At 69.1% G+C, this 20846-nt stretch carries 33 protein-coding genes; 32 read left to right on the forward strand and 1 reads right to left on the reverse strand.

Features of this window, described 5'->3' with window-relative positions:
* The first annotated feature begins 3 nt into the window (after positions 1 to 3).
* The 31 genes from rplP (at position 4) to U7230_RS01700 (ending at position 18305) form a co-directional block, all read left to right on the forward strand.
* Positions 4 to 459, forward strand: a complete 456-nt coding sequence (gene rplP, locus U7230_RS01550) for a 50S ribosomal protein L16 (RefSeq protein ID WP_324716992.1) — start codon at positions 4 to 6, stop codon at positions 457 to 459.
* The gene (gene rpmC / locus U7230_RS01555) at positions 431 to 679 is read left to right on the forward strand and encodes a 50S ribosomal protein L29 (protein WP_324716993.1); all 249 of its coding nucleotides are present in this window, start codon (positions 431 to 433) and stop codon (positions 677 to 679) included. The genes rplP and rpmC overlap by 29 nt, the downstream gene beginning before the upstream one ends.
* Before the next feature lie 74 nt (positions 680 to 753).
* A complete protein-coding gene (rpsQ, locus tag U7230_RS01560) occupies positions 754 to 1053 on the forward strand; it encodes a 30S ribosomal protein S17 (RefSeq protein WP_324718161.1) in 300 nt (99 codons plus the stop codon).
* Entirely contained in the window at positions 1050 to 1418 is a 369-nt protein-coding gene (gene rplN / locus U7230_RS01565) for a 50S ribosomal protein L14 (RefSeq protein WP_324716994.1), read from the forward strand. The genes rpsQ and rplN overlap by 4 nt, the downstream gene beginning before the upstream one ends.
* A 3-nt stretch (positions 1419 to 1421) precedes the next feature.
* Positions 1422 to 1775 carry a 50S ribosomal protein L24 gene (gene rplX, locus U7230_RS01570; protein ID WP_324716995.1) on the forward strand — a complete coding sequence of 118 codons (354 nt, stop codon included), beginning with the start codon at positions 1422 to 1424 and terminating at the stop codon, positions 1773 to 1775.
* A gap of 56 nt (positions 1776 to 1831) precedes the next feature.
* Complete coding sequence (gene rplE / locus U7230_RS01575; RefSeq protein ID WP_324716996.1) at positions 1832 to 2380, forward strand: 50S ribosomal protein L5; 549 nt, start codon at positions 1832 to 1834, stop codon at positions 2378 to 2380.
* Positions 2381 to 2407: 27 nt separating this feature from the next.
* The gene (locus U7230_RS01580) at positions 2408 to 2593 is read left to right on the forward strand and encodes a type Z 30S ribosomal protein S14 (protein ID WP_324716997.1); all 186 of its coding nucleotides are present in this window, start codon (positions 2408 to 2410) and stop codon (positions 2591 to 2593) included.
* A 43-nt stretch (positions 2594 to 2636) separates the two neighbouring features.
* The gene (gene rpsH, locus U7230_RS01585) at positions 2637 to 3038 is read left to right on the forward strand and encodes a 30S ribosomal protein S8 (protein WP_324716998.1); all 402 of its coding nucleotides are present in this window, start codon (positions 2637 to 2639) and stop codon (positions 3036 to 3038) included.
* A gap of 46 nt (positions 3039 to 3084) precedes the next feature.
* Positions 3085 to 3630, forward strand: coding sequence for a 50S ribosomal protein L6 (rplF, locus tag U7230_RS01590; RefSeq protein ID WP_324716999.1), 546 nt, complete (start codon positions 3085 to 3087; stop codon positions 3628 to 3630).
* 6 nt (positions 3631 to 3636) lie between these two features.
* Positions 3637 to 4002 carry a 50S ribosomal protein L18 gene (gene rplR / locus U7230_RS01595; protein WP_324717000.1) on the forward strand — a complete coding sequence of 122 codons (366 nt, stop codon included), beginning with the start codon at positions 3637 to 3639 and terminating at the stop codon, positions 4000 to 4002.
* A gap of 26 nt (positions 4003 to 4028) precedes the next feature.
* Entirely contained in the window at positions 4029 to 4547 is a 519-nt protein-coding gene (gene rpsE / locus U7230_RS01600) for a 30S ribosomal protein S5 (RefSeq protein WP_324717001.1), read from the forward strand.
* Positions 4548 to 4790: a 50S ribosomal protein L30 gene (rpmD, locus tag U7230_RS01605; RefSeq protein ID WP_404980542.1), complete on the forward strand. Its 243-nt coding sequence runs from the start codon at positions 4548 to 4550 to the stop codon at positions 4788 to 4790.
* A 4-nt stretch (positions 4791 to 4794) separates the two neighbouring features.
* Entirely contained in the window at positions 4795 to 5250 is a 456-nt protein-coding gene (rplO, locus tag U7230_RS01610; RefSeq protein ID WP_324717002.1) for a 50S ribosomal protein L15, read from the forward strand.
* The gene (gene secY / locus U7230_RS01615) at positions 5247 to 6515 is read left to right on the forward strand and encodes a preprotein translocase subunit SecY (protein WP_324717003.1); all 1269 of its coding nucleotides are present in this window, start codon (positions 5247 to 5249) and stop codon (positions 6513 to 6515) included. The genes rplO and secY overlap by 4 nt, the downstream gene beginning before the upstream one ends.
* A gap of 52 nt (positions 6516 to 6567) precedes the next feature.
* Positions 6568 to 7275 carry an adenylate kinase gene (locus U7230_RS01620; protein ID WP_324717004.1) on the forward strand — a complete coding sequence of 236 codons (708 nt, stop codon included), beginning with the start codon at positions 6568 to 6570 and terminating at the stop codon, positions 7273 to 7275.
* Positions 7276 to 7290: 15 nt separating this feature from the next.
* A complete protein-coding gene (map, locus tag U7230_RS01625) occupies positions 7291 to 8037 on the forward strand; it encodes a type I methionyl aminopeptidase (RefSeq protein WP_324717005.1) in 747 nt (248 codons plus the stop codon).
* A 6-nt stretch (positions 8038 to 8043) separates the two neighbouring features.
* Positions 8044 to 8352: a KOW domain-containing RNA-binding protein gene (locus U7230_RS01630; protein WP_324717006.1), complete on the forward strand. Its 309-nt coding sequence runs from the start codon at positions 8044 to 8046 to the stop codon at positions 8350 to 8352.
* A 16-nt stretch (positions 8353 to 8368) separates the two neighbouring features.
* The gene (infA, locus tag U7230_RS01635; protein ID WP_324717007.1) at positions 8369 to 8587 is read left to right on the forward strand and encodes a translation initiation factor IF-1; all 219 of its coding nucleotides are present in this window, start codon (positions 8369 to 8371) and stop codon (positions 8585 to 8587) included.
* A 99-nt stretch (positions 8588 to 8686) separates the two neighbouring features.
* The gene (gene rpmJ / locus U7230_RS01640) at positions 8687 to 8800 is read left to right on the forward strand and encodes a 50S ribosomal protein L36 (protein WP_324717008.1); all 114 of its coding nucleotides are present in this window, start codon (positions 8687 to 8689) and stop codon (positions 8798 to 8800) included.
* 66 nt (positions 8801 to 8866) lie between these two features.
* Positions 8867 to 9241 carry a 30S ribosomal protein S13 gene (rpsM, locus tag U7230_RS01645; protein ID WP_324717009.1) on the forward strand — a complete coding sequence of 125 codons (375 nt, stop codon included), beginning with the start codon at positions 8867 to 8869 and terminating at the stop codon, positions 9239 to 9241.
* A 26-nt stretch (positions 9242 to 9267) separates the two neighbouring features.
* The gene (rpsK, locus tag U7230_RS01650) at positions 9268 to 9669 is read left to right on the forward strand and encodes a 30S ribosomal protein S11 (RefSeq protein ID WP_324717010.1); all 402 of its coding nucleotides are present in this window, start codon (positions 9268 to 9270) and stop codon (positions 9667 to 9669) included.
* 61 nt (positions 9670 to 9730) lie between these two features.
* Positions 9731 to 10357: a 30S ribosomal protein S4 gene (gene rpsD / locus U7230_RS01655; protein ID WP_324717011.1), complete on the forward strand. Its 627-nt coding sequence runs from the start codon at positions 9731 to 9733 to the stop codon at positions 10355 to 10357.
* Between the two features lie 33 nt (positions 10358 to 10390).
* Positions 10391 to 11350, forward strand: a complete 960-nt coding sequence (locus U7230_RS01660; RefSeq protein ID WP_324717012.1) for a DNA-directed RNA polymerase subunit alpha — start codon at positions 10391 to 10393, stop codon at positions 11348 to 11350.
* A gap of 14 nt (positions 11351 to 11364) precedes the next feature.
* Positions 11365 to 11703, forward strand: coding sequence for a 50S ribosomal protein L17 (rplQ, locus tag U7230_RS01665; protein WP_324717013.1), 339 nt, complete (start codon positions 11365 to 11367; stop codon positions 11701 to 11703).
* Positions 11704 to 11763: 60 nt separating this feature from the next.
* The gene (locus U7230_RS01670; RefSeq protein WP_324717014.1) at positions 11764 to 12624 is read left to right on the forward strand and encodes an energy-coupling factor transporter ATPase; all 861 of its coding nucleotides are present in this window, start codon (positions 11764 to 11766) and stop codon (positions 12622 to 12624) included.
* Complete coding sequence (locus U7230_RS01675) at positions 12588 to 13535, forward strand: energy-coupling factor transporter ATPase (protein ID WP_324717015.1); 948 nt, start codon at positions 12588 to 12590, stop codon at positions 13533 to 13535. Before U7230_RS01670 ends, U7230_RS01675 begins: the two co-directional genes overlap by 37 nt.
* The gene (locus tag U7230_RS01680; RefSeq protein WP_404980616.1) at positions 13495 to 14286 is read left to right on the forward strand and encodes an energy-coupling factor transporter transmembrane component T family protein; all 792 of its coding nucleotides are present in this window, start codon (positions 13495 to 13497) and stop codon (positions 14284 to 14286) included. The genes U7230_RS01675 and U7230_RS01680 overlap by 41 nt, the downstream gene beginning before the upstream one ends.
* A gap of 12 nt (positions 14287 to 14298) precedes the next feature.
* A complete protein-coding gene (locus U7230_RS01685; protein WP_324717017.1) occupies positions 14299 to 15192 on the forward strand; it encodes a tRNA pseudouridine synthase A in 894 nt (297 codons plus the stop codon).
* 36 nt (positions 15193 to 15228) lie between these two features.
* Positions 15229 to 15672, forward strand: coding sequence for a 50S ribosomal protein L13 (gene rplM / locus U7230_RS01690; RefSeq protein ID WP_324717018.1), 444 nt, complete (start codon positions 15229 to 15231; stop codon positions 15670 to 15672).
* Between the two features lie 42 nt (positions 15673 to 15714).
* Positions 15715 to 16098 carry a 30S ribosomal protein S9 gene (gene rpsI / locus U7230_RS01695; RefSeq protein WP_324718162.1) on the forward strand — a complete coding sequence of 128 codons (384 nt, stop codon included), beginning with the start codon at positions 15715 to 15717 and terminating at the stop codon, positions 16096 to 16098.
* 23 nt (positions 16099 to 16121) lie between these two features.
* A complete protein-coding gene (locus U7230_RS01700; RefSeq protein WP_324717019.1) occupies positions 16122 to 18305 on the forward strand; it encodes an amylo-alpha-1,6-glucosidase in 2184 nt (727 codons plus the stop codon).
* Here U7230_RS01700 and U7230_RS01705 read toward each other — a convergent pair.
* A complete protein-coding gene (locus U7230_RS01705) occupies positions 18229 to 20235 on the reverse strand; it encodes a transglycosylase domain-containing protein (RefSeq protein ID WP_324717020.1) in 2007 nt (668 codons plus the stop codon). The genes U7230_RS01700 and U7230_RS01705 overlap by 77 nt on opposite strands.
* Positions 20236 to 20420: 185 nt before the next feature.
* On the opposite strand from U7230_RS01705, the gene trxA reads away from it, so the two are divergent.
* A complete protein-coding gene (trxA, locus tag U7230_RS01710; protein ID WP_324717021.1) occupies positions 20421 to 20759 on the forward strand; it encodes a thioredoxin in 339 nt (112 codons plus the stop codon).
* The last annotated feature ends 87 nt before the right edge of the window (positions 20760 to 20846 follow it).

The raw sequence follows: 20846 nt of genomic DNA on the forward strand, positions 1-20846 counted from the left end.
GCCATGTTGATGCCCAAGCGGGTGAAGTTCCGCAAGGTGCAGCGAGGGCGGACCAAGGGGATTGCCACCCGGGGAGCCACGATCCAATCCGGCGAGTATGCCCTGCAGGCCCTCGAGCCCGGCTGGATCACCGCCACGCAGATCGAGGCGGCCCGCATCGCCATCACCCGCCAGGTCAAGCGCGGGGGCAAGCTGTGGATTCGGATCTTCCCGGACAAGCCGGTCACCAAGAAACCTGCCGAGACCCGCATGGGTAGCGGCAAGGGTGCGCCGGAGTTTTGGGTGGCCGTGGTCAAGCCGGGGCGGATCCTCTTTGAAATGGCAGGCGTACCGGAGGAGGTTGCCCAGCAGGCGCTGCGGCTGGCGGCCTTCAAGTTGCCGGTGAAGACGCGGATCGTGAAGGCCGAGGGCTTGGGTGGTGAACACGTCGGTGAAGGCGCGGGAGCTGCGGGATCTTGACCGGGAAGCCCTGAAGGGCAAACTCGACGAGCTGAAGACGGAGCTGTTCAACCTCCGCTTCCAGCAAGCGGTGGGACAGCTGGGTAACCCCATGCGGATACGCCAGGTGCGCCGGGACATCGCCAGGGTGCTGACGGTCATGCGCGAGCAGGAGCTCGGGGGACGAGGTCAGTCCGCCCGGACGGTAAACCGGCCGGAAGGGGCGCGGACCGGTAAATGATGGAGGACGTCAACCAGGCGGGCCAGGCGGCCCGGCAAGAGACGGCGGGGGTATCGGCGCCCGCGGCTGCAGGCGTGCCCTCTGCGGGGGCCGGGGCCCGCAAGGCACGCGGCAAGCGCAAGCTGCGGGAGGGCGTCGTCGTTTCCGACAAGATGCAGAAAACGGTCGTCGTAGAGGTCGAGCGGCTCTTCCGGCACCCGCTGCTCGGAAAGGTGCTGCGGCGGACCGCCCGGTTCAAGGCGCACGACGCCAACGGCGAGTGCAAGGTCGGAGACCGGGTGCTGATCGCGGAGACCCGGCCTTTGAGCAAGGAGAAGCGGTGGCGGGTGGTCCAGATCCTGCGACGGGCGGAAACGGGCGGGGAGACGCCATGATCCAGCAGGAGAGCGTCCTCAACGTGGCAGACAACACGGGGGCCAAGTCGCTCCTGTGCATCCGGGTGCTGGGCGGCTCCAAGCGCCGCTACGCCGGGGTCGGGGACGTCATCGTCTGCAGCGTGAAGGAGGCCATCCCGGGCGGGATGGTCAAGGAGCACGACGTGGTCAAGGCCGTCGTCGTGCGCACGAAGGATCCCGTGCGAAGGCCGGACGGGAGCCAGATCCGCTTCGACGAGAACGCGGCGGTCATCCTCGCCGACGACGAGAACCCCAAGGGGACCCGCATCTTCGGGCCGGTGGCGCGGGAGCTCCGGGAGAAGAACTTCATGAAGATCCTCTCACTGGCCCCGGAGGTGCTGTAGGCGATGGCTCGCTCGGCCGTCCAGGAGCAAGGCCGCATCGTGAAGGTGCACGTCAAGAAAGACGATCTCGTCGAGGTAATCCGGGGGGATGACGCGGGCAAGCGCGGCAAGGTGCTGCAGGTGCTGCGCAAGGAAGGCCGCGTCATCGTGGAGGGCGTCAACATCCAGAAGCGCCATACCCGGCCGACCCGGACCAACCCCCAGGGGGGCGTGGTCGAGAAGCCCGGCCCGATCGACAGCTCGAAGGTGATGCTCGTCTGTCCCAGCTGCGACAAGCCGACTCGCTACATCCGGAAGCGGTCCCCCGACGGGGAGCTTACCCGGGTTTGCAGGCGCTGCGGGAAGATGATAGATTGAGAAGCTCGGGGACGGTTTGAAGTCCTGAAGCTCGTTGGAGCGGGAGGCAAGCCCTGGTGGAAGCCCGATTGAGGGACCGCTACCGCCGGGAGGTGGTCCCGGCGATGATGCAGCGGTTCGGCTACCAGAACGTGATGCAGGTGCCTCGCGTCACCAAAGTGGTCCTCAACATGGGCGTCGGCGAGGCGGTGCAGGATCCCAAGCAGCTCGACGCGGCGGTGGGCGACCTGACCGCCATCAGCGGGCAGAAGCCGCTGGTGACCCGCGCCAAGAAGAGCATCGCCAACTTCAAGATCCGCAAGGGGATGCCCATCGGGTGCAAGGTGACGCTGCGGGGCGACCGGATGTACCACTTCCTCGACAAGCTCATCAACGTGGCGCTCCCCCGCATCCGGGACTTCCGGGGCGTGTCGCCGGACAGCTTCGACGGGCGCGGCAACTACAGCCTCGGGATCCGGGAACAGGTCATCTTCCCTGAGATCCGCTACGACAAGGTCGACCGCATCCGTGGGTTGGACGTGACTATCGGCACCACCGCCCGGACCGACGAAGAGGCCATGGAGCTCTTGCGGCTGATGGGGATGCCTTTTCGGACCTCGGGGTGAGGCGCCTTTCGTGGGAGGTTCTGACCATTGGCAAAGAAGTCGATGATCGCCAAGGCCAACCGGCCGCCGAAGTTTTCGACCCGGGTCGTGCGACGCTGTAAAATCTGTGGGCGACCGCGGGGCTACATGCGGCGGTTCCAAATGTGCCGGATCTGCTTCCGGACGCTGGCCCACCGTGGTCTGATCCCGGGCATCCAGAAGGCCAGCTGGTGAGCGCCGCAGGGAGCTTTCGGGGAGAGAGAGGGGCCATAGCGCCGTGGGCATGACCGACCCCATCGCGGACATGTTGACGCGACTTCGCAACGCGGCCCGGGCAGGCCACGAGACCGTGGACATCCCGGCCTCCAAGCTGAAGATCGAGATCGCCCGGGTGCTCAAGGAGCAAGGGTACATCCGGGACTACAAGCTGGCCAACGAGGACCGGCCCGACAGGGTGCTGCGCATCTCGCTGAAGTACGGCCCCGACCGGCGGCCGGCCATCACGGGCGTCCGGCGCATCTCCACGCCGGGGCGCAGGGTGTACGCGGGGAAGGCCCGGTTGCCACGGGTCATGGGAGGCCTGGGAATCGCCATCGTCACCACCCCTCGTGGCGTGATGACTGAAAAGGATGCGCGGCGCTCGGGCGTGGGCGGCGAGGTCCTCTGCACCGTCTGGTGAGAGCGGAGAACGGCCCGAGGGCCGGCGAGGGGAAGGGCTGCAGGAGATGTCACGGATAGGGCGCATGCCGGTCAAGGTCCCGGCGGGCGTGGATGTGGCGGTGGACGGCCCGACGGTACGGGTCAAGGGTCCGAAGGGCGAGTTGCGCTTTCCCATCCACGAGGGCATCCACGTGGAGAAGGCCGACGGGGCGGTAGTGGTGAAGCGCACGTCGGACCAGAAGTTTTACCGCGCTTTGCACGGGCTGACCCGGGCGGTGATCGCCAACATGGTCACGGGCGTCACCCAGGGCTATCAGAAGGTGCTCGAGCTCCGGGGCGTGGGGTACCGCGCGGCCAAGCAGGGCAACAAGGTCGTGCTCACGGTGGGATTCTCCCATCCGGTCGAGATCGAGCCGTTGCCGGGGGTGGAGCTGGAGGTGCCCGCGCCGACCCGGATCGTGGTGCGGGGTATCGACAAGGCCGCCGTCGGCGAGATGGCGGCGCGGATCCGCCGGGTGCGGCCGGCGGAGCCTTACCTGGGCAAGGGTATCGCGTACGAAGGCGAGCGGATTCGCCGCAAGGCCGGCAAGGCCGGGAAGGTGGCGCGCTGAGGGGTCATGGCCCAGAGGAGCCGCAGAGAAGCGCTCGAACGGCGGCATTTCAGGGTGCGCAAGAAGGTCAGCGGGACCCCGGAGCGGCCCCGGCTGGCCGTTCATCGCAGCCTGAGGCATATGTACGCACAGATCATCGACGACACGAAGGGCCATACCCTGGTCTTCGTGTCGACGCTGGATCCCGAGCTCCGGGGGCGGCTGAAGGGCACCGGCAACAAGGAGGCGGCCAGAGCGGTCGGCCTCGAGCTGGCTCGGCGGGCCGCCGAGAAGGGCATCCAGCGGGTGGTCTTCGACCGCGGCGGGCATCTGTATCACGGCCGGGTGGCGGCGGTAGCCGAGGGCGCTCGCGAGGGCGGCCTGGAGTTTTAGCGGAGTCGTAGGGAGGTCGGCAGCAGGTGGCCGGACAGGGTCCTCGACACGGCCGGGGCGATGGTGCGGGGGAGTTCGAGGAGCGGGTCGTTTCCATCAACCCGGTCTCCAAAACGGTCAAGGGCGGCAAGTCGCGCAGCTTTTCGGTGCTGGTCGTGGTAGGCGACCGAAAAGGGCGCGTCGGCGTGGGCATGGGCAAGGCCAAGGAGGTCGCCGAGGCGATCCGCAAGGCGGTGGAGGACGGGAAGAAGCACCTCGTGGAGGTGCCGCTGCACGAGGGGACCATCCCCCACGAGGTGACGTTCTCCTTCGGCGCGTCGACCGTGCTGTTGAAGCCGGCATCGCCGGGCACCGGCGTCATCGCCGGGGGGCCCGTGCGGGCGGTCGTGGAGCTGGCGGGCGTGCGCGACATCCTCAGCAAGTCCTTCGGTTCCCGCAACCCGGTCAACGTGGTGCAGGCGTGCTTGAACGCCCTGAAGAGCCTGCGCCGGCCCGAGGAAGTGGCCGCCGTGCGCGGCAAGAGCGTCGAGGAGTTGACAGCCTAAATGCCCGGACAGCTGAAGGTCACCTACCGGAAGAGCGCCATCGGGCATCCGTCGGACCAGCGCCGCACCCTCGAGAGCATGGGGTTGCGCCGGCTCGGCCAGAGCGTGGTGGTGGCCGACGACCCGGTGATGCGCGGGATGGTCCGCAAGGTGCGGCACCTGGTGAGCGTGGAGCCGGTCGAGGCGCCCGAGACGCCGGAAACGGCCGGGCCAGCGGCGCGGCCAGAGAAGGCAGGTGCGTGACGTCGTGAAGCTTCATGACATCCGGCCGCCGAAGGGCGCTCGGCGCCCTCCCAAGCGAGTAGGGCGAGGGATCGGCTCCGGCCACGGTAAGACGTCGACCCGTGGGCACAAGGGCCAGCTTGCGAGGTCCGGGGGCGGCAAGGGGCCCGGCTTCGAGGGCGGGCAGACGCCGCTGCATCGCCGCTTGCCGAAGTTTCGCCGGTTCTCCAATGCGCCCTTCAAGACGGAGTGGGCGTACGTCAACGTCGGAGACCTGGCGAGAGCGTTCGCCGCGGGCTCGACGGTCACCCCGGAGAGCCTGGTGGAGAGGAGGCTCGTGCGAGATCTCCGCGACGGGGTCAAGGTGCTGGGCGACGGTGAGCTCGACCGGCCGCTGGTGGTCAAGGCGCACCGTTTCTCCCGGCAGGCCGTGGAGAAGATCCAGGCCGCGGGCGGCACCGTCGAGGTGATCGAGCGATGATCGAGGCGCTGCGCAACGCGGTCCGCATCGAGGACTTGCGCAACAAGCTCCTGTACACCGTCGCGATGCTGGCGATCTTCCGGGTGGGTTCCTACATCCCGGTTCCCGGGGTGGACGCAGCAGCGCTCGCGGAGCGGTTTCGCACGGGCGAGACCAACATCTTCAGCTTCCTGGACCTGTTTGCCGGCGGCGCCTTCAGCAACTTTTCCATCTTCGCGATGAGCGTGACGCCGTACATCACGGCGTCGATCATCGTACAGCTGCTCACGGTGGTCATCCCCAAGCTGGAGGAGATGGCCAAGGAGGGTGTGGAGGGCCGTAAGCAGCTGGCCCAGTACACCCGCTACGGGACGGTGCTGCTGGCGGTCATCCAGGCCATCGGCACCGTGTCGTTGGCCAGAGCGTACAACGTGCTCAGGGACTCGAGCCTCTTCAGCATGGTGCTGATCGTGACGACCCTCACGGCCGGCACGGTGCTGCTGATGTGGCTCGGCGAGAAGATCTCGGAGAACGGCATCGGCAACGGGATATCCCTCATCATCTTCGCGGGCATCGTGGCCCGGCTGCCCTCCGGGGCCATCGGGGTGATCCGGGCAGTGGGCGAGGGCGGCATCAGCATCCTGAGCCTGATCGTCTTCGCCATCCTGGCGGTCGCCCTGATTGCCGCCATCGTTCTCATGCAGGAGGGGCAGCGGCGGATCCCGGTCCAGTACGCCAAGCGGGTGGTGGGCCGGCGGATGTACGGCGGTCAGAGCACGCACATCCCCATGCGGGTCAACCAGGCGGGGGTCATCCCCATCATCTTCGCCGCATCCGTGCTCACCTTCCCGTTGACCATCGCACAGTTCATCCCTGCGGCGTCGGTCATCGACCGGTTCCTGGGGTACGGGACCACGCTCTACAACAGTCTGTACGCCATCCTGGTGATCTTCTTCACGTACTTTTACACGGCGGTTACCTTCAACCCACGAGACGTCGCAGACAACATGAAAAAGTACGGGGGCTTCATCCCCGGCATCCGGCCCGGGCAGCCGACGGCAGAGTACCTGGACCGGGTGCTGACGCGGATCACGCTGGTCGGCGCGCTCTTCCTGGCGTTCATCGCGATCGTGCCCTATGTGCTGGCGGGCGTGACCCACATCCCCCGGTCGTTCATCACGATCGGGGGCACGGGGTTGCTGATCGTCGTCGGCGTGGCGCTGGACACCCTCAAGCAGATCGAGGCGCACCTGCTGATGCGCCAGTACGAGGGCTTCATCCGCTGAGGGAGACGGCGCCGGACCGCAATCTACGGGTACGGGAGCGGTAGCGAGGCAAATGCGGGCAGTGATGCTGGGCCTGCCGGGGGCAGGCAAGGGCACGCAGGCTGAGCGGTTGGGAGAGGTGCTGGGGGTCCCCCACGTCTCCACGGGCGCGATCTTCCGGCAGGCGGTACAGACGGGCACCGAGCTGGGCAAGGCCGCCAAGGCGTACATGGAGAAGGGTGAACTGGTCCCCGACGAGATCACGGTTGGGATCGTGCGGGAGAGGCTGGAGTCGGCGGACTGCCGAAAGGGGTTCATCCTCGACGGCTTTCCGCGCAACCTGGCCCAGGCCAAGCAGCTCGACGAAGCCCTGGCCCGCATGGGCACCCGGTTGGACGCAGTCATCGACCTCGAGGTGCCCGAGCAAGAGGCCGTTCGCCGGATCACCAGCCGCAGGGTCTGTTCCCGGTGCGGCGCCACCTTCGGGGCGGGAGAGCCCGTGGACGCGTCGGGGCGCGTGGCGGACGTCTGCCCCGAGTGCGGTGGGAGGCTGTCGCAGAGGGCCGACGACTCGGAGGAGGTCGTGCGCCAGAGGCTGCAGGTATATCAAGAGAGCACCCGGCCGCTGGTGGATTACTATGCGGGGCGAGGAGTGCTCGTGCGGGTGCCCGGAGTCGGCCCGGTCGAGGCGGTCTTCGAGGCGGTCCTTGCTGCCCTGCGCGCCCGCAACCTGGTGCCGTCGACGCTCACGCCGCCCGGGGCACGTGAGGCGCGCAGGTGAGCGAGGCCTGACCCGATGATCGTGATCAAGCGCCCCGACGAGCTCCGGCGCATGCGGGAGGCGGGACGGGTGGTAGCCCGGGTGCTCCTGGAGATCGAAAAGCGGGTGCGGCCCGGGGTCACCACGGGGGAGCTCGATCGGTTCGCCGAGGAGTTCATCCGGGCGGCCGGGGGCGAGCCCTCCTTCAAGGGGTACCGGGGGTACCCCGCGAGTATCTGCACGTCCGTCAACGAGGAGGTCGTCCACGGCATCCCGTCCGGGCGGCGGCTCGAGGAGGGGGACATCGTCTCCGTGGACGTGGGGGTGCTGCTGGACGGTTTTCACGGCGATGCCGCCCGTACCTTCGCGGTGGGCGAGGTCGACCCCCGGACGCGCCGGCTGCTGGAGGTGACCGAAAGGGCCCTGGAGGCCGGGATCGCGACGGCCCGGGAGGGCAACCGGATCTCGGACATCGGGCACGCCGTCCAGCGGGTGGTGGAAGGAGCCGGGTTCTCCGTGGTGCGCGACTTCGTGGGACACGGGATCGGGCGGCAGATGCACGAAGATCCGCAGGTGCCCAACTTCGGGGTGCCGGGGCGGGGGCCGCGCCTGTTGCGGGGCATGACCATTGCCATCGAGCCCATGGTGAACGCGGGCGCTCCGGATGTTACAATCCTGGAGGACCACTGGACGGCGGTCACGGTAGACGGCAGCCGTTCGGCCCACTTCGAGCACACGGTGGCGATCTCGGAGGACGGGCCGGTGATCCTGACGCTGGCGTGAGCGGCGATGGATGAGGCGAGGGCATCGCAGTCGCGTCGCCCGCGGCTCGGGCAGCTGGTGACATCCCGTGCGGGCAGGGACACGGGCCATGCCTACCTGGTGGTGGGCGTCCGGCCGGACGGGCGGGTGCTCGTGGCGGACGGCGAACACCGGCCGCAGGCAAGGGCGAAGGCCAAGAACCCCCGCCACCTCTGGCTGCACGACCGGGTGGCGGAGGGCCTGTCCGCCCGGCTCGCCAACCAGCAGGCCGTGACCGACGGCGAGCTGGCCGCGGCGCTCAAGGCGCTTTTGGCAGAGCTCAACGGGGCCGGTTGATCGAAAGGATGAGGCTATGGGCAGGCAGGACGTCATAGAGGTGGAGGGTACGGTCATCGAGCCCTTGCCCAACGCCATGTTCCGGGTGGAACTGGAAAACGGCCACAGGGTACTGGCGCACATCTCGGGCAAGATGCGGATGAACTTCATCCGTATCCTGCCCGGCGACCGGGTGACGGTGCAGCTCTCCCCCTATGACCTGACCCGGGGCCGTATCGTCTACCGCAAGCGGTAGACGGCATCGTGGGCCTGCCGGCCTCACCAGGGCGTGAGCGGGCGCGCGTGCGCCGGGAAACGGGAGATGTATTTTTCGCAGAAAGGTCCGGTATAATCCATGAAAGTGCGACCATCCGTCAAACGGATATGCGAGAAGTGCAAGATCATCCGCCGGCACGGCCGCGTCATGGTGATCTGCGAGAATCCGAAGCACAAGCAGCGGCAAGGCTAACGATCTGCCGCGAGCTGGTGGCCGCTGCCGCGGCCCCGGTCGGTGAAGCGGGGGAGTGGTGAAGAGATGGCACGCATTGCGGGAGTGGACCTGCCCCGCGACAAGCGAGTGGAGGTTGCCCTCACCTACATCTACGGCATCGGGCGCTCGAGCGCTCGGGCCATCCTGGTCAAGACCCAGGTGCACCCGGACACGCGGGTCCGTGACCTGACGGAGGACGAGGTCAGCCGCCTGCGGGAGGTCATCGAGAACGAGTACAAGGTAGAGGGCGAGCTGCGTCGCGAGGTAGCGGCCAACATCAAGCGCCTCATCGACATTGGCTCCTACCGCGGGATCCGGCACCGCCGGGGGTTGCCCGTGAGGGGGCAGCGCACGCGCACCAACGCGCGGACCCGCAAAGGGCCGAAGCGGACGGTCGGCGTCAAGCGGAAGAAGACGTGAGGCCGTAAGGAAGGCGGTGACGGGCGATGCCGGAGCCAACGAGGCGCCGGACGACGCGGGTGCGCCATCGGGAACGGAAGAACATCCCGTCGGGCGTGGCCCACATCAAGTCGACGTTCAACAATACGACGGTGACCATCACGGACAAGCAGGGTAACGTGATCGCGTGGGCAAGCGCCGGCACGATGGGCTTCAAGGGCTCCCGCAAGGGAACGCCCTACGCGGCGGGCCTGGCCGGCGAGGCTGCCGCGCGGGCGGCGATGGAGCATGGGATGCGAGAGGTCGAGGTGTGGGTGCGGGGCCCGGGCTCCGGCCGCGAGACCGCCATCCGATCGCTGCAGGCGGTGGGGCTCGAGGTCACGGCGATCCGCGACGTCACTCCCATCCCGCACAACGGCTGCCGCCCTCCAAAGCGCCGCCGGGTCTGAGCGGGTGGCGGGCTACCCGGCGAGTGCCTTCGAAGAGCAGGAGAGGTGAAGGTCTTCGCATATGGGACGCTATTCGGGCTCGGTATGCCGGCTGTGCCGGCGGGAGGGCGTCAAGCTCTTCCTCAAGGGTGAGCGCTGCTACTCCGAAAAGTGTGCCGTCGAACGGCGCAATTATGCACCGGGCCAGCATGGCCAGGCTCGGCGCAAGAGCACGGAGTACGGGCTGCATTTGCGCGAAAAGCAGCGGCTGCGCCGTTATTACGGCGTGATGGAGCGCCAGTTCCGGCGCTACTTCCGGGTAGCGGCCAAGCGCAAGGGGGTAACGGGCGACGCCCTGTTGCAGCAGCTCGAGCTGCGGCTGGACAACGTGGTATACCGCCTGGGCCTGGCCGTCTCCCGCCCGCAGGCACGCCAGCTGGTGAGCCACGGGCACTTCACCGTCAACGGCAGGCGCGTGGACGTGCCCTCGTACCCTCTCAGGCCTGGCGACGTGGTAGGGGTACGGGAGGGGAGCCGGGATCTGGCGCTGATCCGGGAGAACGCGGCGGCGGCCGCTTCCCGGGGCTTGCCGACCTGGCTCGAGTTCTCCGCAGACCGGCTGGAGGGAAGGGTGCTCGCGGTGCCGGCGCGGGAGCAGATCGATGCCCCGGTGCAGGAGCAGCTGGTCGTCGAGCACTACTCCCGCTGAGCGCCGGAGAGTGCGACGGGAGGCAGGGATAACATGGCGGTGGCGCTGGAGCTGGATCGCGAACGCCCCTCCATTCAGGCCCAGGACGTGACCGACGTCTACGGCAAGTTCGTGGTGGAGCCTCTCGAGCGGGGGTACGGCATCACGCTGGGCAACTCCCTCCGGCGCGTCCTGATGTCGTCGCTGCCGGGGGCTGCTGTCTCCACCATCCGCATCGATGGAGTCTTGCACGAGTTTTCCCACGTCCCCGGCGTGCTGGAGGACGTGACGGACATCATCCTCAACGTGAAGAACCTCGTGGTGCGGCTCCACGGGGACGGGCCGGTCACGGCCCGGCTGGAGGCGTCGGAAGAGGGGCCGGTCCTGGCGAGGCAGATCCAGGTAGGGCCGGAGGTCGAGGTGCTCAATCCCGACCTGCGGATCGCCACCCTGGAGAAGGGCGGCCATCTCTCCATGGAGATGACCATCGTGAAGGGCCACGGGTGGGTGCCGGCCGAGCGCAACAAGGAGCCGGGGCAGCCCATCGGGGTGATAGCGGTCGACTCCATCTTCAACCCGGTGCGGAAAGTCAACTACACGGTCGAGAACACCCGGGTCGGGCAGCGCACCGACTTCGATCGGCTGGTGCTCGAGGTCTGGACCAACGGGACCATCGGCCCGGTGGACGCGGTCGCCTCTGCCGCGCGGATGCTCGTCCAGCACCTGGACTTGTTCACCTCCTTGACGACCGCGCAGTCGCCGGCTCCGGCGCCGGAGAGCCCGCAGGAACGAGAGCGCAACCGGCTCCTGGAGATGCCCATCGAGGAGCTCAACCTGTCGGTGCGCTCGTACAACTGCTTGAAGAGGGCCGGCATCGACACGGTTCAGGAGCTCACCCGCAAGACGGAAGAGGACATGATGCGGGTGCGCAATCTCGGCAAGAAGTCGCTGCAGGAAGTGAAGGAGAAGCTCGCCCAGCTGGGGCTCTCCCTGCGCAAGTCGGACGAGGAGTAGCGGGGGAAACATCGGTGAAGGCGCGCAAGCTCGACAGGCGGATCGATCACCGGCGGTGGCTCTTCCGCCACCTGGTCACCCAGGTGGTGCTGAGGGGGCGGGTGCGTACCACGCTCGCCAAGGCGAAGGCGGTGCGGCCCATCGCCGAACATATGGTCACGCTCGCCAAGCGGGGCGACCTCCACGCCCGCCGGCAGGCGGCCGCGTTCCTGACCGATCGTGAGGCGCTGCGCAAGCTTTTCGCGGAGGTGGGGCCCAAGTACGCCGGGCGGCAAGGGGGCTATCTGCGGATCGTGCGTCTGGGCCCGCGGCGCGGGGACGCGGCCCCCATGTCGATCATCGAGTGGGTGTGACGGCGGGCTCCATGGAAGGTCGCCAACGAGGACGACGCCGGGCATCTGCAGGGGTGGGAAATGGCTGACGCGCTCCTCGACGTGCAGGAGGTCAGCTTCTCGTACGCCGCCGGAGGTGCCACCCCGGCGGTTGGCGCGCTCTCAGGGGTGAGCCTGAGGGTGCGGCGGGGGGAGTTCGTCGCCATCGTCGGACCCAACGGCTCCGGCAAGTCTACCCTGGCCCGCCATCTCAACGGGCTGTTGGTGCCGCAGCAGGGGCGGGTCCTGGTCGACGGGATGGATACGCGGGATCCGGCTGCCGTTTGGGAGATCCGCCGGCGCGTCGGCATGGTCTTCCAGAACCCCGACAACCAGCTGGTGGCCACGACGGTCGAGGAGGACGTGGCGTTCGGCCCGGAAAACCTGGGCATTGCGCACCCGGAGCTGGGTCAGCGGGTCGAGTGGGCGCTGGACGTGGTGGGGATGAGCGCGTTTCGCCGCCATGCGCCCCACCGGCTCTCGGGCGGGCAGAAGCAGCGGGTCGCGATCGCCGGTGTGCTGGCCATGCGCCCCTCGTGCATCGTGCTGGACGAACCGACCTCCATGCTGGACCCCGAGGGCCAGCAGGAGGTGATGGACGCGCTCGTGGAGCTGCGACGGAAGCTGGGCGTGGCCGTCGTGCTGATCACCCACCGCATGAGGGAAGCGGCGCTGGCCGACCGGGTCGTGGTGATGCACCAGGGCCGGATCCTGCACGAAGGCTCCCCCGGCGCGGTTTTCCAACAGGCCGACCTGTTGCGCCGCCTGGGCCTCGACCTGCCGCCGGCCATCGCTCTGGCGGAACGGCTGCGCCGGTTGGGCGTCGACGTCCCCGCCGCCATCCTGACCCCCCGGGAACTGGTGGAGTGGCTGTGCTCCCCCTCATCCGTGTCCGCCACCTGAGTTATACCTACCTCGCCCACACCCCCATGGCGGTGGCGGCTCTCCATGACGTCTCGTTCGACGTGGAGGCGGGAGAGTTCGTCGCCATCCTGGGGCCGACCGGGTCCGGCAAGTCCACCCTGGTGCAGCACCTCAACGGGCTGCTGCGCCCCCGCCCGGGAACGGTCTGGGTGAACGGCCAGGACCTGGGCGACCGGCGCACGGACCTCCGCAAAGTGCGGGTGCAGGTGGGGCTGCTCTTCCAGTACCCGGAACACCAGCTCTTCGAGGAGACGGTCTTCCAGGACGTGGCCTTCGGCCCCAGGTCGATGGGCCTTGCTCCCGACGAAGTCGAGCAGCGGGTGCGCCGCGCCCTGGCGTGGGTGGGGCTGGATGCCGACGAACTGGGAGGCCGTTCGCCTTTCGAGCTGTCCGGAGGGCAGAAGCGGCGCGTGGCGATGGCAGGTGTGCTGGCGCTGGGCTGCCAGGCGCTGGTGTTGGACGAGCCGACCGCCGGTCTCGACCCGGGGGGCCGCCGGGAGTTGCTGGATCTGCTCGTGCGGCTCAACCGGCGCGGCATGACCATCGTGATGGTGACCCATGACATGGACGAGGCGGCCCGGGTGGCCCGCCGGGCACTGGTGCTGGCGGACGGGCGCGTCGTGGCCGACGCGCCGGTGCGAGAGCTGTTCGCCGGCAGCAGGGAGTTGCTGCAACGGTACGGGCTGGACGTCCCCGCGGTCGTCGACATCCTTCACCAGTTGCGGGCCCGAGGAGCGCCCGTGCGGGTGGACCGGCTCACCGTCGACGAGGCGGCCCGCGAGATAGCGGCATGGAAGCTGGGAAGGCCTGCGACCGTTCGAGACGGGGTGCGGGAAGGAGGTGCGGGTCCTGCTCGCCGACATCACCATCGGCCAGTACGTCGCGGGTGACTCGTTCTTGCACCGGCTCGATCCCCGGACCAAGATCGGGATGACCACCGTGTTCGTCGTGGTCATGTTCGTCATCCGTACCTGGTGGGGATACCTTGCCGGGGCGCTGGCCGTGGCCGCGAGCCTGGCCGTCGCCCGTCTCTCCCCGCGATGGGTCCTCCGGGGCCTGCGCCCGATCGTGGTGCTCATCGCCATCAGCACCCTCCTCAACGCCTTTTGGACCGAGGGTACGGTCATCTGGGAGTGGGGCCCTCTGCACCTGACCGCCGAAGGGCTCAACAAGGCCGCCATGCTGGGCGTACGGCTGGTGTTGCTGGTCGCCGGGGCTGCCGTGCTCACCCTGACCACCAGCCCTATCGACCTGACCGACGCCCTGCAGCGCCTGTTGCGCCCCACCCGGCGGCTCGGGGTGCCGGCGCACGAGCTGGCGATGATGATGAGCATCGCGCTGCGCTTCGTACCCACGTTGATGGAAGAGGCCGACCGCATCATGAAGGCGCAGATGGCGAGGGGTGCCGCGTTCGACAGGGGAGGGCTCGTCGCGCGGGCCCGGAGTCTCATCCCGCTCTTGGTGCCGCTGTTCGTGAGCGCCTTCCGGCGCGCCGACGAGCTGGCGCTGGCCATGGAGGCCCGCTGCTATCGCGGGGGCGAGGGCCGCACCAAATTCCGGGTGCTCCACATGGCCCGGGCAGACTGGACCACGCTGGTGCTCTTCACCGCTGCCGCCGCCGGCGTCGCCGTCTGGCTGTAACGGAGCGACGCGATGAGGACGCTGAGGCTCGTGGTCCAGTACGACGGGACCGGGCTGTACGGGTTCCAGCGCCAGAAGGACCCCAGTCGCCCGACGGTACAGGGGTTGCTGGAAGCTGCCCTGGCCGGCGTACTGGGGGAGCCGACGGCGGCGACGGCGGCGGGACGCACGGACGCGGGGGTGCACGCTACGGGGCAGGTCGTCCACGTCCGTACCGCGCATACCATCCCGGCTCAACGTCTCGCGGCGGCGCTCAACCACCGGCTCCCTCCCTCGGTGCGGGTGGTGCAGGCCGAGGAGGCGCCTGCGGGGTTCCACGCCCGCCGGGATGCCACGAGCCGGGTTTACTGCTACCATCTCTTCCTCCACCGCTACCCGTCGGCCATGCTGGAGCGCTTCGCGTGGCGGATCGAGCGTCCCGTCGACCTCGGCCTGATGCAGGCCCTGGCGGACCAGCTCCCGGGGCGCCGCCGATGGGACCTCTTCGGAAGCCCGCTCGGAGCAGGGCAGTCGCCTGTGCGCACCCTCTTCGGCTGCCGGGTGGACACGATGGAGCTGGGCCCGGGGCGAGGGCGGCTCGTACGGGTCTGCTTCGAAGCCGATGCGTACCTGTACCGCATGGTGCGTCGCCTGATCGGCGCCCTCGTGCAGGTTGGCACCGGGGAGCTGCTGCCCGCGGCCGTCCTCGGCGCGCTGGCGTGGGCCGACCGGGGCGCGACGGGCGAGCAGCCGGGCCCCCCGCCCAAAGGCTGGTCGCCGGCCCGGGCGCCCGCCGCGCCGGCGGCCGGTCTCACGCTCGTCCACGTCAACTACGCGCCCGCTCCGTGCGGGTGGGGCTGTTGCGGGGGGATCCTTGACACGCTGCTCGGCGTTTGGCTAGAATGGCCGCGTGGCTGCGCCCGCTAGCGGCCCCTTTTCCATGGAGAGGAATCATCGCAAGCCATGCCCGTCAATCGTTCCGAAACCGTGATGGCAAGGCCGCAGGAGACCCGGCCGCGCTGGTACGTGGTCGACGCAAGAGGCCAGGTGCTGGGGCGGCTTGCCACGCGCATCGCCACCATCTTGCGGGGCAAGCACAAGCCCTCGTTCACCCCCCATACCGACACGGGGGACTTCGTCATCGTGATCAACGCGGCCCAGGTGAAGGTAACGGGCCGCAAGCTGGACCAAAAAGTGTACAAGCATCACTCGCTCCATCCTGGCGGGCTCAAGACCGAGACGCTGCGCAGCTTGCTCGCCAGGCGGCCGACCGAGGTCGTCCGCCGCGCGGTATGGGGCATGCTGCCGCACACGCCGATGGGGCGCCGGCAAATCAAGAAGCTCAAGGTGTACGCAGGTCCCGATCATCCCCATGCAGCTCAGCAACCCGAGCCGTTGAAAGTGTGAGGTGACCCCGTTTTGGCACTGGCAGTCGAGGGCGCATCGCCCCTGGTGCTGGCCACCGGCCGGCGCAAGGAGTCGGTCGCGCGGGTGCGGCTCGTCAGCGGGACGGGCCGGATCCTGGTCAACGGGCAAGACTTCCAGGAGTACTTCAAAGGCCGGCCCGGGCTCCTGGCGCTGGTGCAGCGCCCTCTGACCGAGGTGGGAGCGCGCGAGGCGTTCGACGTGCACGCCAACGTGTACGGAGGGGGCGTATCCGGGCAGGCGGGTGCCGTGGCGCACGCCCTGGCGCGCGCCCTGCAGACCCTGGATCCGTCGTGGCGCCCGCCGCTCAAGGCGGCCGGATTGCTGCGCCGCGACCCGCGCATGAAGGAGCGCCGCAAGTACGGCCTCAAGAAGGCTCGCAAGGCGCCCCAGTACTCCAAGCGCTGAGCGGTCCGTAGCGGGCGGTGCCCATGGTCCTCAAGGAGGGCGGGCTTTTCGCGGTTCTCACGCCCGAGGGAGAGTGCCCCGGAGAGGGCGCCCTCGGGCTTTATTTTCGCGATACCCGCTACGTGCACCGCTACCGGGTCTCCCTGGGCGATACGGACGGCCTCGCTTTGCTCGGATCGGGCCAGGAGGCGCCTTACGTGGCCCGGTTGTTCGCTACCAGCGCCGGCCGGACGCCCGGCAGGCCCATCCCCTCGCATGCCGTCGCCGTGTGGCGCACGCTGGTCGTCACCGGCTCGGCGTGGATGGAGCGGACCCGGCTGACCAACCACCACTACGCACCCCTCCACCTGCGCTGGCGGGTCGACCTGGGCAGCGACTTCGGCGACATGATGGGCATCCGTACGGGGCAGACGAGCATCCGCGGGCACCTGGAGCCGCCCCGGGCCATCGAGGGTGACCGGTGGGCCCTGGGCTACCGGGGCGCCGACGGGGTGGCGCGCCATCTGGTCTGCTCTTTTTCCGGCGGAGCCGAGGTCCGTCCCGGCGGCGAAGGCAGCCTGGTGGCCGAGTGGGCGATGGTGCTCGAGCCGGGCCAGACCTTCACCCTCGTGACGTGGATGGCCCCGCACGAGGGCTCCGGTCCGCTCCCCGCCCCTTCCCGTTCGCTGGAAGACGAGGTGGACCAGGCCCTGGAGCGCGACGGGGAGGGTTACGCCGCCTGGCAAGCTGCGACGGCAGGCGTCCGCACCTCCTGCGAAGCGCTCAACCGCCTGCTGGAGAGAGGCGCCCAGGACATCCGGGCGCTGGTGAGCGACTTCGGGGAAGGGCCGTTTCCGGTCGCGGGCATCCCGTGGTTTGCGGTGCCCTTCGGGCGGGACAGCCTCTGGACCGCCTACTTCCTGCTCCCGTACGCGCCCCAGGTGGCCCGCGCAGTCCTGCGGACCCTGGCCCGCTACCAGGCCGCCGCGGACGACCCGTGGACCGATGCGGAGCCGGGGAAGATCTTGCACGAACTGCGCTTCGGCGAGCTGGTGCGCCTCGGGGTCCTCCCGCACAAGCCCTACTACGGCAGCGTGGACGCCACTCCCCTGTTCGCGGCCCTGGCGGCGGACTTCACCCGCCGTGCCGCCGATCGGGACGGGTGGCTAGCCCTCGAAGGGCCGGTGCGGGCGGCCCTCGACTGGATGGATCGGTTCGGCGACCTCGACGGAGACGGCTTCCTGGAGTACCGGCGGCGCTCTCCTGCCGGGCTCGACAATCAAGGCTGGAAGGATGCCCACGACTCCGTCTGGCACGCCGACGGCCAGCTGGCCGTCGGCCCCATTGCGCTGGTGGAGGTCCAGGCGTATCGTTACCGGGCTCTCAGGGGCCTTGCCCACCTGCTTTCTCTCCTGGGGCATCAACCCGAGGCTCGGCGGCTCGAGGCCCAAGCGCAGGAGCTGGCCCGGCGGTGGGACGAGGCATTCTGGATGCCCCGGCTCCGGTTTTACGCCCATGCGCTGGACGGAGCGGGGCGGCCGGTGGAGGTCATCACCTCCAACCCCGCGCATGCGCTCTGGGCCGGGATCGTACCGGAGGAGCGGGCGCCTCACGTGGCGGCCCACCTGCTGGGGCCGGAGCTGTTTTCCGGCTGGGGTTTGCGCACCGTGGCCTCCGGCCAGGCGCGCTTCAACCCCATGAGCTATCACAACGGCTCGGTCTGGCCCCACGACACGGCCATCGCCGCGGGCGGGCTCAGCACCTACGGGTTTGGCGGCATGGCGAGCCGGCTGGCCCGCTCCGTCGTGGAGTCCTCCCGCTTTTTCCCCGACGCCCGCCTGCCCGAGCTCTTCTGCGGGTTCAGCGCCTCCATGGGGCCGCCTGTGCCGTACCCCACCGCGTGCTCGCCCCAGGCCTGGGCAGCGGCGGCTCCGTTTCAGCTGGTATCGGCGCTGCTCGGGCTGGAGGTGGACGGGATGGCCCGCACCGTGCGGCTCCATGACCGCATCCCCGCGTGGCTGGGGGAGGTCATCATCGAGCGGCTGGCCGTGGCCGACGCGCTCGTGGACGTCCGGGTACGGCCCTGCTCCGGCCAGGTTACCCCGCCAGGCGGCGGCGACCCGGACCGCATGGTGGAGGCCGAGGTGCACCTCAGCGACCGCTCGGTTCGCCTCCTTCGGACGGCAGCGGAGCGCCAGCGCCTCCGCCCGGCTCGGCCGGTGCCGTGAGGGGCGCCTCGGAGCCGGCGAAGGGCTCCTGGGGCCTGGCCCCTTTCCCGGCCGGCTGAATGCCGATGACGCATAGGGACCAGCCCGACGGCTCGGTGCCCGCCACGAATGCGTCGCGCTCCACCCAGCGGCACAGCCCCCCTGCCCGACGACCGCTGAAGATGTCGACATCGATCCCGGTCACGACGCCGTCCGGCACTGGAAAATCCTGGGACGGCCGCCCTCGCAGCGCCCCCTCCATGAAGGCCTTCCAGATGGGAGCGGCCAGCACGCCCCCCGTGCCGCCCACGGGCGTACCGTCGTCGTTGCCGACGTACACGGCGGCCACCAGGTCGGGCGTGTAGCCCACGAACCAGGCGCTCACCAGCCGATCGGTGGTCCCCGTCTTGCCCGCGGCCGGGCGGTCGAGCCGGGCCACCTGCCCCGTTCCCCGTTGGAGCGCGTCCCTCAAGGCGTCCGTCAGCAGGTAGGCGACCTGGGGGCTCAGCACCCTCCGTCCCTGGGGGGACGGTTGGTCGTACCACACGTATCCGTCCTCGTCCACCACCCGGACGAACGGGCGCACCGGGTACGACAGCCCCCCGTTGGCGAACGCGGCATAGGCCTGGGCCATCTCGAGGGGGCTGACGCCCACCCGCAGGCCCCCGAGCGTTGCCGCCAGATTGCGGTCGTCGGGCGTGAGGGTAGTGATGCCCAACGCCGACGCCAGGGCCAGCGCCCGGTCGACGCCGACCTGGGAGGCGAGCCAGACGGAGCCGACGTTGAGCGACATCACGAGGGCGTGTTTGAGGGTGACCGGGCCCCAGTAGCGGTCGCGATAGTTGTGGGGTCGATACCCGTCGAAGTCGCGGGGCACGTCCTGGACGATCGAGTTGAGCTGCCAGCCCTGCTCGAGGGCCACCGCGTAGACGAACGGCTTGAACGCCGATCCTGGTTGGCGCCGCGCTTCGGTCGCCCGGTTGAACTGGCTTTCCAGATAATCCCGCCCGCCCACCATCGCCTTGACGTCCCCGCTCCTGGGGTCGATGGCGACGATGGCCCCCTGTCGCCGGCCGAGAGCCCGGATGGCAGCTTCCTGCATGCGCAGATCGAAGCCCGTGTGGACCCTGAGGCCGCCGCGCTGCACCAGGTTGAAGCCGAATTGGCGTTCGAGGATGGGGGCCAGGTAATCGATGTACCAGGGGGCAATCCCGCCGCGCACCCCGGCCAGGTGGACCGGTTCGCTCGCGGCGGCCTCCGCCTGGGCCGGCGAGAGGTAGCCCACCTCCACCATCCGCGCCAGTACGACGCGCCGTCGCCGCAAGCTCGCATCCATGTCGCGATAGGGCGAGAGGGCCGAGGGAGCCCGGATGAGGCCGGCCAGCATCGCGCTCTCCCCCAGGCTGAGTTGGGAGGGCAGCTTGCCGAAGTAGGTGAAGGCCGCCGCGCCGACCCCCGTGGCTCCCTCGCCGAAGTAGACGCGGTTCAAGTACAGTTCAAGGATCCGGTCCTTGGAGAACCTCCGCTCCAGCATGAGGGCGATCGCAGCCTCGTCCAGCTTGCGCACCAGCGTCCGCTCCGTGGTGAGGAACAGCGTCCGGGCCAGCTGCTGGGTGATGGTGCTGCCACCCTGGACCACCCCGCGGGCCCGCACGTTGGCCAAAAGGGCGCGGGCGATCCCGACGGGGTCGATGCCGGGATGCTGGTAGAACCGGGTATCTTCCGTAGCAAGGACGGCCTCCACCAGCGCTCGGGGGATCCGGTCCAGCGGGACGAACGCAGAACGGGGCGCGCCCACCGATCCGATGAGGCGGCCCTGGACGTCGAAGATGGCTGCCGAGCGGGCAGGGCGGTCCGGATCGAACGTGCGCACGGTCCACCACGCCCGCGCGAACAGCCAGGCGAGGAAGACGATGGCGCCGACGGCCACCGGCTTCCACGCCACAGCCACCCATCGACGGAGCAACCTCGCCAGTCGTGATATGGGACGGACCCCTGGGTTAAGGTGGGCATGGCGGTAGGCTCTTATGCGTCATTGCCAGCCACCGCCACCTGGGCCGCTTTGACAGCCGGGAGCCCCCTGGCTAGAATATGCCCGCCTGACTCGAGGCGGTGCGACAGGGAGGCAGAGAGACTTTGGGAAGCGGGCAGTTGCATCAGCTCAACGAGCAAAACTGGGATCAAGAGGTGCTGCAAAGCGCCCAGCCCGTTCTCGTCGATTTCTGGGCCGAGTGGTGCGGGCCGTGCCTGCGTATCGCCCCCATCGTGGAGGCGATCGCCGGTGAGTACGCCGGGCGCCTCAAGGTAGGCAAGCTCAACGTCGACGAGAACCCCGACCTCGCGAGCCGCTACGGGGTCATGAGCATCCCCACCTTGATGGTGTTCAAGAACGGGGAGCCGAAGGAGTTCATCGTCGGACTCCAGCCCAAGGCCGCGCTGGTGCGGCGCATCGAGGCCGTGCTCCAGGGTTCGTGAGGGTCGCCCCTCTCGCCGAGAAGGAAAACGACGGGACGGGAAGTATGGTCTGGATCAGGAGCGGAGTAGTCCGAGACGCGGCGGCCC

It is taken from the genome of Limnochorda sp. L945t, assembly GCF_035593305.1.
In the GTDB taxonomy this organism is placed as follows: domain Bacteria; phylum Bacillota; class Limnochordia; order Limnochordales; family Geochordaceae; genus Carboxydichorda; species Carboxydichorda subterranea.

Excerpts from the sequence above, each read along its gene's own strand:
- rpsD (WP_324717011.1), top strand. The coding sequence starts at position 9,731 with ATGGGACGCTATTCGGGCTCGGTATGCCGGCTGTGCCGGCGGGAGGGC.
- rpmJ (WP_324717008.1), top strand. The coding sequence starts at position 8,687 with ATGAAAGTGCGACCATCCGTCAAACGGATATGCGAGAAGTGCAAGATC.
- rpsK (WP_324717010.1), top strand. The coding sequence starts at position 9,268 with ATGCCGGAGCCAACGAGGCGCCGGACGACGCGGGTGCGCCATCGGGAA.
- U7230_RS01685 (WP_324717017.1), top strand. The coding sequence starts at position 14,299 with ATGAGGACGCTGAGGCTCGTGGTCCAGTACGACGGGACCGGGCTGTAC.
- rplR (WP_324717000.1), top strand. The coding sequence starts at position 3,637 with ATGGCCCAGAGGAGCCGCAGAGAAGCGCTCGAACGGCGGCATTTCAGG.
- rplM (WP_324717018.1), top strand. The coding sequence starts at position 15,229 with ATGCCCGTCAATCGTTCCGAAACCGTGATGGCAAGGCCGCAGGAGACC.
- rplP (WP_324716992.1), top strand. The coding sequence starts at position 4 with ATGTTGATGCCCAAGCGGGTGAAGTTCCGCAAGGTGCAGCGAGGGCGG.
- infA (WP_324717007.1), top strand. The coding sequence starts at position 8,369 with ATGGGCAGGCAGGACGTCATAGAGGTGGAGGGTACGGTCATCGAGCCC.
- rplF (WP_324716999.1), top strand. The coding sequence starts at position 3,085 with ATGTCACGGATAGGGCGCATGCCGGTCAAGGTCCCGGCGGGCGTGGAT.
- rpmD (WP_404980542.1), top strand. The coding sequence starts at position 4,548 with ATGCCCGGACAGCTGAAGGTCACCTACCGGAAGAGCGCCATCGGGCAT.
- U7230_RS01700 (WP_324717019.1), top strand. The coding sequence starts at position 16,122 with ATGGTCCTCAAGGAGGGCGGGCTTTTCGCGGTTCTCACGCCCGAGGGA.
- U7230_RS01630 (WP_324717006.1), top strand. The coding sequence starts at position 8,044 with ATGGATGAGGCGAGGGCATCGCAGTCGCGTCGCCCGCGGCTCGGGCAG.
- U7230_RS01620 (WP_324717004.1), top strand. The coding sequence starts at position 6,568 with ATGCGGGCAGTGATGCTGGGCCTGCCGGGGGCAGGCAAGGGCACGCAG.
- rpsM (WP_324717009.1), top strand. The coding sequence starts at position 8,867 with ATGGCACGCATTGCGGGAGTGGACCTGCCCCGCGACAAGCGAGTGGAG.
- rplN (WP_324716994.1), top strand. The coding sequence starts at position 1,050 with ATGATCCAGCAGGAGAGCGTCCTCAACGTGGCAGACAACACGGGGGCC.
- map (WP_324717005.1), top strand. The coding sequence starts at position 7,291 with ATGATCGTGATCAAGCGCCCCGACGAGCTCCGGCGCATGCGGGAGGCG.
- U7230_RS01670 (WP_324717014.1), top strand. The coding sequence starts at position 11,764 with ATGGCTGACGCGCTCCTCGACGTGCAGGAGGTCAGCTTCTCGTACGCC.
- U7230_RS01660 (WP_324717012.1), top strand. The coding sequence starts at position 10,391 with ATGGCGGTGGCGCTGGAGCTGGATCGCGAACGCCCCTCCATTCAGGCC.
- secY (WP_324717003.1), top strand. The coding sequence starts at position 5,247 with ATGATCGAGGCGCTGCGCAACGCGGTCCGCATCGAGGACTTGCGCAAC.
- rplX (WP_324716995.1), top strand. The coding sequence starts at position 1,422 with ATGGCTCGCTCGGCCGTCCAGGAGCAAGGCCGCATCGTGAAGGTGCAC.